This is a genomic window from uncultured Brevundimonas sp., assembly GCF_963975535.1.
GTDB lineage: Bacteria > Pseudomonadota > Alphaproteobacteria > Caulobacterales > Caulobacteraceae > Brevundimonas.
In genome coordinates this window covers 39,274-46,323 of record NZ_CAXBHE010000012.1, presented here as the reverse complement: position 1 = coordinate 46,323, position 7,050 = coordinate 39,274, and the positions used below count along the sequence as shown (strand labels likewise).

Annotated in this window: 13 protein-coding genes; 4 read left to right on the top strand and 9 right to left on the bottom strand. The window is 66.0% G+C overall.

The features are described from left to right. The first annotated feature begins 127 nt into the window (after positions 1–127). Genes AACZ75_RS14395 through AACZ75_RS14380 form a run of 4 tightly spaced genes read left to right on the top strand, consistent with a single transcriptional unit; the run spans position 128 to position 2,271 of the window. Positions 128–481, top strand: a complete 354-nt coding sequence (locus tag AACZ75_RS14395; RefSeq protein WP_339754186.1) for a hypothetical protein — start codon at positions 128–130, stop codon at positions 479–481. Continuing rightward, the gene (locus AACZ75_RS14390; protein WP_339754188.1) at positions 445–1,257 is read left to right on the top strand and encodes a hypothetical protein; all 813 of its coding nucleotides are present in this window, start codon (positions 445–447) and stop codon (positions 1,255–1,257) included. The genes AACZ75_RS14395 and AACZ75_RS14390 overlap by 37 nt, the downstream gene beginning before the upstream one ends. Further along, positions 1,250–1,732 carry a hypothetical protein gene (locus tag AACZ75_RS14385; protein ID WP_339754190.1) on the top strand — a complete coding sequence of 161 codons (483 nt, stop codon included), beginning with the start codon at positions 1,250–1,252 and terminating at the stop codon, positions 1,730–1,732. The genes AACZ75_RS14390 and AACZ75_RS14385 overlap by 8 nt, the downstream gene beginning before the upstream one ends. Further along, positions 1,729–2,271 carry a hypothetical protein gene (locus AACZ75_RS14380; RefSeq protein ID WP_339754192.1) on the top strand — a complete coding sequence of 181 codons (543 nt, stop codon included), beginning with the start codon at positions 1,729–1,731 and terminating at the stop codon, positions 2,269–2,271. Before AACZ75_RS14385 ends, AACZ75_RS14380 begins: the two co-directional genes overlap by 4 nt. A gap of 141 nt (positions 2,272–2,412) precedes the next feature. Here the strand turns inward: AACZ75_RS14380 and AACZ75_RS14375 are convergent, their stop codons facing one another. The 9 genes from AACZ75_RS14375 to AACZ75_RS14335 form a co-directional block, all read right to left on the bottom strand. Then, positions 2,413–2,763 carry a hypothetical protein gene (locus AACZ75_RS14375; RefSeq protein WP_339754195.1) on the bottom strand — a complete coding sequence of 117 codons (351 nt, stop codon included), beginning with the start codon at positions 2,761–2,763 and terminating at the stop codon, positions 2,413–2,415. A gap of 74 nt (positions 2,764–2,837) precedes the next feature. Then, positions 2,838–3,101 (bottom strand): hypothetical protein, encoded by a 264-nt coding sequence (locus AACZ75_RS14370; RefSeq protein ID WP_339754198.1) that lies wholly within the window; start codon positions 3,099–3,101, stop codon positions 2,838–2,840. A 6-nt stretch (positions 3,102–3,107) separates the two neighbouring features. Further along, positions 3,108–3,386, bottom strand: a complete 279-nt coding sequence (locus AACZ75_RS14365; RefSeq protein WP_339754201.1) for a hypothetical protein — start codon at positions 3,384–3,386, stop codon at positions 3,108–3,110. A gap of 167 nt (positions 3,387–3,553) precedes the next feature. Continuing rightward, positions 3,554–5,125 (bottom strand): recombinase family protein, encoded by a 1,572-nt coding sequence (locus AACZ75_RS14360; protein WP_339873749.1) that lies wholly within the window; start codon positions 5,123–5,125, stop codon positions 3,554–3,556. 151 nt (positions 5,126–5,276) lie between these two features. Beyond that, positions 5,277–5,726, bottom strand: coding sequence for a hypothetical protein (locus AACZ75_RS14355; protein WP_339873747.1), 450 nt, complete (start codon positions 5,724–5,726; stop codon positions 5,277–5,279). Then, a complete protein-coding gene (locus AACZ75_RS14350; protein ID WP_339873745.1) occupies positions 5,723–6,217 on the bottom strand; it encodes a hypothetical protein in 495 nt (164 codons plus the stop codon). Before AACZ75_RS14350 ends, AACZ75_RS14355 begins: the two co-directional genes overlap by 4 nt. Continuing rightward, positions 6,217–6,411, bottom strand: a complete 195-nt coding sequence (locus tag AACZ75_RS14345; protein ID WP_339873743.1) for a hypothetical protein — start codon at positions 6,409–6,411, stop codon at positions 6,217–6,219. The genes AACZ75_RS14350 and AACZ75_RS14345 overlap by 1 nt, the downstream gene beginning before the upstream one ends. Further along, positions 6,408–6,611, bottom strand: coding sequence for a hypothetical protein (locus AACZ75_RS14340; RefSeq protein ID WP_339873742.1), 204 nt, complete (start codon positions 6,609–6,611; stop codon positions 6,408–6,410). The genes AACZ75_RS14345 and AACZ75_RS14340 overlap by 4 nt, the downstream gene beginning before the upstream one ends. Next, a complete protein-coding gene (locus AACZ75_RS14335; RefSeq protein ID WP_339873741.1) occupies positions 6,608–6,997 on the bottom strand; it encodes a hypothetical protein in 390 nt (129 codons plus the stop codon). Before AACZ75_RS14335 ends, AACZ75_RS14340 begins: the two co-directional genes overlap by 4 nt. Positions 6,998–7,050: the final 53 nt, after the last annotated feature.

Below are 7,050 nucleotides of genomic sequence, written 5' to 3'. Positions count from 1 at the left end.
ATTACCAGCCAAAGTCCGAGATGAGCGCCGCAATGGCCCCGCTGCATGAGTCGATTGGGCGCGTCGAAGGCGCGGTGTCATCGCTGCACAAGCGGATGGATCGACATTTGACGGTGAGGGCTGACGGATGATCAAGCTCATTCAACGATTCGCCGAGTTCGTCGGCTGGTTGCCGCTGCAAGCCGCGCTGGCGATTGCCGCAGTCGTGGTGCTGGGTGGCATGAGCGGCGGGCTTGGACCTGACCTGCTGGCATGGCTGGCCGAGCTGCCGGTGATGCTGGCGTACGGCTTCGCGGCCCTGGGCCTGAGCTATCTCGCGTGGCGCCGCTGGCGAATGGAGCTGGACGCGACCGCGAAACATGAGCTGTGGCGCCGCCTGATGCTGGGCGAGCGCGGGGCCGTGACCGTGTACCTCACCAACGCTGTGTTCTGGATTGCGGTGCTATGGCTCGCGCTCTGGTTCTTTCGGCCTGCGCGCTGATCCTTGCCGCGTGCCAGTCGCCCTCGATTGAGGGTGGCCAGGCGGCGGTAAGTGCAGCGGTTGCCCCGGTGGTGGTGGCCGCACGCGAGGCCGTGCCGACACTGCCGCCCCAGCCGGTGTTGCCGGTGCCCACCGCCACGCCCGCGCCCACGGTGTACCCCGGCGCGGTGGACCTGATCGTGCAATTCGAGGTGTCCAGCCCCGGCTACTACGGCGCCCGGCTGGCTGGCGTGTACTACCCCGGCGGTCCCAGCGGTCCGACATGGGGCATCGGCTACGACGGCGGCCACCAGACCAGCGGGGTGATCCTGCGCGACTGGCAGTTGCATGAGCAGCGCGAGCGGCTGGCCATGTCCGCCGGGGTGACCGGCAACGCGGCAAAAGCCCGCATCGGCGAGTGGCGGGGCATCAGCACGGCCTACGGCTACGCCTACCGCGTGTTCGCCGACGTGTCGATTCCCGAGTACCACCGCCGCACGCGGCGCGCGTTCGGTGACGCCCTGGGAACCCTGCCGCCGCCCGCCGAGGGCGCGCTTGTGTCGCTCGTCTACAACCGGGGCGGATCAATGAGCGGCAACGCCCGGCGCGAGATGCGCGCGATTCGTGACGACTGCCTGCCGGCCAGTGATGTGCAGTGCGTGGCCCGAGAGCTGCGCGCCATGTGCCGGCTGTGGCGCGGCACGCCCAACGGCCCGGGCCTGTGCCGCCGCCGCGATGCCGAGGCCGATCTATCACTACAACCGGGGGCGCCCCTTGCGGGCGATGAGCGTGAATGAAGACGAAAAAGCAACCGCAGATTTCCACGCCCGCGAGGCGCGCAACGTGAGCGAAGCCGTCGCGTCAGTCCAGCGGCTGGAATCGTTTCACGACCGACCGGCCATCGAGAACGGGGAAACCGTCATAGGCTGGCTGTGGCGCATCGCCCGCGAGCCGCTGTCGCCCCACGTTGCCGAAACACAACTGCGCGCCGATCTGTACGCGGTGTCGCGCCAGTTGCGCGGGCGCATCTTCTCGCTGCCCGAGCTAGATCCGCAGCGCGCGGCCGTGGTGCTGCACGTGGCGCTGGTAATCGGCAGCGACGCCCTGCTGGCCGAGCGCGACCTGTGGGATTCCCTGCGGCGCGCGGACTACAACGCGGCCAGTGATTGCCTGCTGCTGAGCCGCTGGCCGGCAATGGCCGGCGACGACATCACCGAACGCCGCCGCGTGCTCGCCATGGCGCGGCAGATGCGCGACGGGGTGCCGGCATGACGCGCGAAACAGCCCTGTCGCTGATTCTCGCCGGGGTGGTGGGCGTGTTCGGCTACCGACTGGGGCTGGGCGACGCCCCGGTGATCGAGCGCGTCGAGTACCGCCCGGCAGTGATCCAAGACGACGGCAGCGTGATTGCCGAGCGCGACCCGACGCCGCCCGACGCGCCTGCACCGCACCGCATCCCGCGCGGCAACGTCGAGGTGCGCCGCGTCGAGGTCGAGGTGCAGCCCGACGCGCCAGGGTGCCCGGTGTGCCGCGTCGACCTGTCGCTGGTGCGTGATGATGAGGGTGGGCAGCGGGTCATTGCGTCCAGCCCCAACGGCTCGATTCTGCGGGCGCTCGATGTGCCGATCCTGCCCGGCCTGTTGCCGCCGCCGGTGAGGCCCTGGGCTGCTGGCCTGAGCTATGACCCGTTCGGCGGTCGCGGCGGCGTGTGGATCGAGCGGGACGTGTCCCGGTTCCGGCTCGGCGCCGACGTGCAGCAGGATGAGCGCGGCGCGCTCAGGGCGCTGGTTCGGGTGGGGTGGCGGTTTTAGCCGCCCGCCGAATCCCCTCGCTCACGTTGCCGTCTCCGATCTCCCGCAGGCGATCCACGGTGGCGCGATCCAGCCGCACGTTGACGCGGACGTCGCCCACCGTGGGGCGGCCTGAGTTTGGGCGAGCGCCGCCGTGGTTATTCATGCCCGACCAGGTGGCAGGCTGACGGTCTGGCCGATGCGTTCCTCAGCCCGCACCTCGGCAATCAGATCATCCTGCACCGGGTCGGGAGCGCCGCCGCGCCGCCGGTGTTCCGCGTACCACGCCATGATCATCGCGCTGGCGTTGTCCTCATTGCTCATGAGGTTGGGGTCGATGCCCGAGGCCTCGCAGATCGTCACCAGTGGCGCGGTATCAAACGACACCGCGCCGTCAGGATCGCGGGCGAGCCGCAGATCAGCAAAATCGATCCCGTCAGGGATGGTGTAGCGGGTCAGCGCCTGCGGCATCTGTGCCTCCACGGCTTTTGCAATCCAATCGGTGAGCCGCATGCCCTCGGCCCGTGAAGCGCGAATCCAGCGGCCTTTTGTGGCCGCCGGGACGCGTAGGTGGATGAGGGATTCGCTCAAAGCTCGGCGATGCCAAAATAGCGGATCGCATCACCAAACCGGGCGGCGAAGACCCGGGGCGGCTCGCTGTGAATCCGCCCCCGAATGTCTTCGGCGCCCTCGATCAGATCGTCGACGCCTAGCTCGCTGTACTCGGCAGTGTTGTTGGCGATCCCGGCAAGTAAGTCGCAAGCGCTGTCCCAGCCCTCCCCGTTGATGGGTTGGGCCTGGAATTCGCCGAAGCCGGAAGGGTTGGCGACAATGGATATTTCGTAGTGCATGGAGGCTTACGACTTTTTCAGCATGAGGGCGGTAAAGCTGGGGCATTCAGCAACCTGAACCTTGCGGAAATCTTCGATCAGGTAGCTGCGCGCGATGTCGGCGCCGTTGCTCTGCTGAAAATCCTTTTCCGCCATGTTGCTCGACAGCTTGATCAAGGTGGCTTCCACCTCGTTCATCGCCATCACCGAATCAACCGGGCTGGCGTCGATCTTAGCGGCGTGCGCTTCGATGCCGGCAAGAAGTTGGCTGGTGAGGGTTTTGGCGGCTTTTTGGATGTTGCTCATGATGTTGCTCCTTTCAGGATTCCCGGTTCCGCCGGGGCGGTTGCTTTGCTGCTGATGGGCCTATTGTACAGACAAAACCAAGGGGCGCAAGTGTTTTGCAAAATTATTTTGCAGGCGCCCAAGGCGACCGGGTGCCGCCGGCTGTTGTACTTGCCGCCCCTCCGCCGCTATACTCCGCGCCCGTTCGTGGGGATCATGATGCGGTACGGGATGCTCAGATATTGCTCGGAGCGTGCCCCCGCTACCACTAATATCTGACTGCCGTTTCGCGCTTCCGCGAACACTCCCCCGGCGTCCTCCCCCAAAACAATCTCATCCCCAAGCAGTTCGCGCACGGCGCTTCTGATTTCGGGTGTGTCGCGTGCGTCTGCGAGTTGCTCAACCAGGCGCCGCCATGTTTCGCGGGCGCGCGGCAGAATTTGCGCGGGCTGGTAGTTGCGGGCGGCTTTTAGTTCGGCACTTGCGTCGGTCACGCCTTGCTCGGCATCGATGAGGGCCTGGCGCGTGCCGGCAGTGATGATGCCGGCCTTGAGTGCAGCCATGATGTTTTCGCGCGTGCGCTCCGCGTCTCTGATTCGTTTTTCGATGTTGCCGGTGTCGGGGGCCGCTTGCGTGAGTAGGCGCCGGGCCTCGCGCTCGAATGCGTGGTAGGCGGCTTCGCTGAGCAGATCGCGTTTGATGCCGGCGAGAAGGGCACTTTCAACGTGTGTGCGGGCGACGCGCAGGCGGCTGGCGCAGACGGTGGGGCCGCGATCTTTGGCGCGGGCGCAGCCGTAGCGGTAGGCGTCGACGGCGACCATGGGGCCGCCACAGTCGCAGCATTTGAGTAGGCCGCTGAGCATGTGCCTGGGCGATCTTCCGGGTGGGGCGCCTGATCGGCTGCGCCGGTTTTGCAGCGTGGCGTCGGCGGCCTGCCATTGCGCGTCGGTGATGATGCGCAGCTCGGGGTGCTCGGTGATGATCCATTCGTTTTCGGGCCGCTCTGAGCGCAGGCGGCGGCCGGTGTCGGGATGTTTGGTCCAGGTGCTGCGGTTCCAGATTTGGCGGCCCCGGTAGATGGGGTTGGCGAGGATGCCGATGCCGCGTTTTCGGTCGCCGTAGATCACGCTCATGGCCCAGCTGCTGCCGCGCGGGCTGGGCACGCCGTCGGCATTGAGCGCGGCGGCGATTTGCCGGGGTGTGTGCCCGGCTGCGGCCATGTTGTAGATGCGGCGGACGACCTGGGCGTGATCGGGGTCGATGGTGCGCTGGCCGGTTCCTGCTACCCGGTAGCCGTAGGGCAGGCCGCCCGCGCTGGCGCCGGCAAGGGCGCGGCCGGTGAGTCCTCGATGGGTTTTGTCGGCCAGTTCGTCGAGGTACATTTCGCCCATGAGGCCGCGCAGGCCCACGTCGATTTTGTGGCCCTTGCGGGCGGTGTCGACGCCATCGCTGGCGCCCACCAGGCGCGCTCCGGCGAACCGCACGCGCTTGAGCAGTTGGCCTATTTCGCTGCTGTCGCGGCTGAGCCGGCTGAGGTCGTCGACCACTACCAGATCAACGCGCCCGCCGGTGATGTCGGCCACCAGCGCGCGGTAGCCGGGGCGGTTGTCGCTGGCGCCGCTGATGGCGGCGTCGGTGTAGGCGACGGGCTCGGGCACGCCGTTGCGCTGGCACCAGTGCCGCACGTTGCGCAGCTGATCATCCAGCGATGCTGCACGTTGTTGATCGGACGAATATCTGGCGTAGGCGGCGACTCTCATAGCCGAAGTTATGCCGCCCGCTGCCGGTCTGGCAATGCGGGGTGATTCGGTCGCTGTGCGGACTCAGCCTGTTCTGATGCTGGTTTGGGGGTGAGATGATCGGCCACGGCGCGCTGTGCCAGGGCGGCGATGATGGCGTGATGTGCGGGGGTCATGGGCCGGCCTCCTGGTTCATGGCGGCGTCGATATACCGATCGAGCGCCTCGTTTTTTGCGGCCCGTGGACAATTGCCAAACACAGAATCAAACTGCTCTGCGTTGAGGCTCCTGATGAACCTGTACCGGTTAGCATCCACCCGCGCCGCCTCAACATCAGCGGCTGGTTCTGGGGGTTGTGGCGATGCGGCGAGCGCGGTCTTGATCTTGGCAAGCGCAGACATGCCGTCATCGAGGCCAGACTCCCAGTCCTTTATGGCTTTTCGGATGCGGATAACAGCCATGGCCGATTCCAAGTACGGCACTGCCGCAGGCTTGGCGAGTTCGGCCACGGCCACGTCGATGGCCAAACCTATCGCCTTCGGATCGGCTTTCGGCGGACCTTCCGTCCCGCGCCGCCATTTGTTGTGGGCCTCAAGGATTGCGCGTGCTTCGTCGCGGGTCATGATTGCCCCCGATGCTTTGTGAGGGCGGCGTCTGCCATCCGTAATGTTTGGTCTGATCCCTTGATGCGCGATGCTCCGATCAGGTTTCGGCAATATTGCAACGCCTCCACCAACTCCCACATATCAGGCGGGGCGGCATACAACGGCACCCACTGAGCGCCGCCGTACTGATCGTCTGATAGGATGTCGAGCCGGACCATCATCATGGCGTGGCGCTTGCCGGTGATCGCCGTGTTCGGGTAGCCGTATGCAACGGGCTCCTGCCGCGCCAGTTCAGCCCGCATCGCATCCCGGCCCTTGGCATAGCCGTCCATGTGCGCCACGGTCAGCATGTCGTTCGCGTCAGCCTGTCCAGCGGTAAAGCCCGCATCCCAAAAATGCCGACAGGTGATCGGGTCCTTGGCAACGTTGAGCAGGGCGTCGTATGCCCGCTGGAATGCCTGGTGTTCGGCATCGGCTGCGTGTTCCTGCACTTCTGATAGCGTTGGCATCAGCCACACTCCTGTTCGTAATTGGCGCGCACAGACACCCGGCGCTCAAGGGCTTCGATCATCTGTCGGTCGTTCATGCGCTCGGAATTGAGGCGCTCGATTTCCGCCGCAGCGGCATCGTTTAAGCGCCCGATCGCGTGGCCGATGCAGTAGCCGCCCAAGGCGGCGCAGGCGATGGCGAGGGCGAGGGTCATCCCATCCCCCCAACATTTCGCCGGGTATCACCGCGCAGCCACGCCTTGAGGCATGACATGCCGACGGTCACACCCTCATCGGCTAAGTGACCCTGTATTTCAGAGATCGACCAGATGTTTCTGGCGTGCAGGAATCGGGCGCGGCGGACGGTGGCGTCGCTGTATTTGATCCGGTTGTCGGTTGTGCGATCGGTGGTCATGCGGCGGCCTCATCAGCCGGGCTGTATTCCCACTTTTCGATCAGCTTGAGCGCGGCTTCGGGCAGCGGCCGCGCAACGACTTCGGCGCGGGCTGCGATCCAGCCTGCACACAGGCGGCCGTCTTTCGGCGAGTGGCAGTAGAAGCCCTTGCCCTCGGTCACCGACTTGAGAAAGTCCAGCTGCGTCTGAAGGCAGCCATTCGGCACCGTGCCTTCCCGACATGCGCAGGTGGCGCACATCTCGCCGCGCACTGCCGGGACGTTGTGGTTTTCGAGGCCCGCAGCCTTGAGCCGGGATTGCCCGAGTGCTGCCAGGCGCGCGGCGTTGCGGCCCATGTGCTGGCCGGTGGGGCTGACGCGGTGGTGGTCTTTGGTTGGGTAGTTCACCTCGCCTGCCCCCACTTCCGCTGTTCCTTTTGACGACGGGCTTTACGCACGTC